The organism is Psychroserpens sp. AS72 (assembly GCF_038900375.1).
Lineage (GTDB): Bacteria > Bacteroidota > Bacteroidia > Flavobacteriales > Flavobacteriaceae > Psychroserpens.
Window position 1 is genome coordinate 1 of record NZ_JBBMRC010000025.1, and the last position, 2,233, is coordinate 2,233.

Genomic DNA, 2,233 nt, shown 5'->3' on the forward strand with positions numbered 1-2,233 from the left:
ATGGCACCATTTCAACATTTCCATATACTCAAGATTTTGAAAATAATACAACATTTACAAACGAGTGGAAACAAGGTGTTAATGCTACAGACGATGATATCGATTGGGCACGTGATAGTGGAGGAACTCCATCTGCTAATACAGGACCATCCGCTGGTTCTGGGTCAACCTGGTATGTGTATACAGAAGCTTCAACAAACACAGCTCCAGCAGGAAGTCCACAAAAAACGGCAATTATAACTAGTGATTGTATAGACTTTACAAATTGGGAAAATGCTAAAATTAGTTTTGATTACCATATGTATGGTGCTGATTTAGGAAGTTCTACAGAAAACCCTATTGAAACAGGTTATGTAGCTCTAGAGGTAAGTGAAGATGATGGATTAACTTTTAGTACAGAAACCATAATCAATGATAATAGTCAAGACTCATGGAAAACAGCTACAGACATCGACCTTTCCGCCTATGATGGAAAAATTGTTCTGATTAGATTTAGAGGTGTAACCGGAAGTTCTTGGGGTAGTGATATGGCACTTGATAATATAAATATTGAGGCAGATCCTGCAACTGGATCAAATCCACCAGTTGCTGTATGTCAAAACATCAATGTACAGTTAGATGCTACTGGAAATGCAACAATAGTTGCTGCAGATGTAGATGGTGGTTCAATAGATGATGTTGCTATTACAAACTATGCAATAGATATAAACTCATTTGATTGTTCAAACATAGGGACTCCTGTTGATGTCACATTAACAGTTACAGACGAAGATAACCAAACAGATACATGTGTTGCAACGGTAACCATTCTAGATCAAATAGATCCAGAATTTATCAATATACCTTCAGATTTTATTTTTACCTGCGGAAACAATCAACCTACATGGATAGACCCAACAGTTACAGATAATTGTGCAACAGGATTAAGCCCAACTAGAACAGATGGAACAGGTCTTAATAGTGGAGATATTTTTCCAGCTGGATTAACAACAATAAGTTATTCTGCTAATGATGGTAACGGAAATAACGCTACAACATCATTTACAGTAAATGTGGTATTAGATACAGAAGATCCTAATGCAATTTGTCAAAACATAACAGTACAATTAGATGGTACTGGAAATGCGACAATCACAGCATCACAAATAAATAATAATTCAACTGATAACTGCGGAATTTTAACTATTACAGCATCACAAACATCATTTACTTGTTCAGATGAAGGTACTAATAATGTTATTTTAACTGTTACTGATACCAACGGAAATGTTGATACTTGTACTGCTGTCGTTACCATTACACTTCAGGATGAGCCTACAACTTCAAATTGTTGGGAAACGACTTCATATAATACAGGAACATGTTCATGGGAAGTTTCAGGGACGCAACCAGTAGAACCAACAGCAACAAATTGTTGGGATGATTATCAATTTAATACAGGAACATGTGCTTGGGAAAACCAAGGTACAGAACCAGTAGAGCCAACAGCGACAAATTGTTGGGATAACTATCAGTTCAATACAGGAACGTGTGCATGGGAAAACCAAGGTGCAGAGCCAGTAGAACCAACAGCAACAAATTGTTGGGACGACTATCAGTTCAATACAGGATTATGTGAATGGGTAAACCAAGGAACAGAGCCAGTAGAACCGACTGCAACAAATTGTTGGGATGATTATCAGTTTAATACTGGAACCTGTGCATGGGAAAATCTAGGTACGGAACCAGTAGAACCAACAGTAGAATGTTGGGAAACTACATCATTTAATACTGGAACATGTTCATGGGAAGTTTCAGGGACGCAACCAGTAGAACCAACAGCAACAAATTGTTGGGATGATTATCAGTTTAATACTGGAATATGTGCATGGGAAAATCTAGGTACGGAACCAGTAGAACCAACAGTAGAATGTTGGGAAACTACATCATTTAATGCTGGAACATGTTCATGGGAAGTTTCAGGAACACAACCATTAGAACCAATAGCAACAAATTGTTGGGATGATTATCAGTTTAATACTGGAACTTGTGCATGGGAAAACCAAGGAACAGAACCAGTAGAACCAACAGCGACAAATTGTTGGGACGACTATCAGTTCAATACAGGAACGTGTACATGGGAAAACCAAGGCACAGAACCAGTAGAACCTACAGCGACAAACTGTTGGGATGATTATCAGTTTAATACTGGAACATGTGCTTGGGAAAATCTAGGTACAGAACCAGTAGAGCC

General features: G+C 38.0%; 1 protein-coding gene. It reads left to right on the forward strand.

Annotated features, from left to right (window positions below; genetic code table 11):
• Positions 1 to 2,233: HYR domain-containing protein (locus WNY78_RS18760; protein WP_342874752.1), on the forward strand; the 2,233-nt coding region annotated here is incomplete at both ends.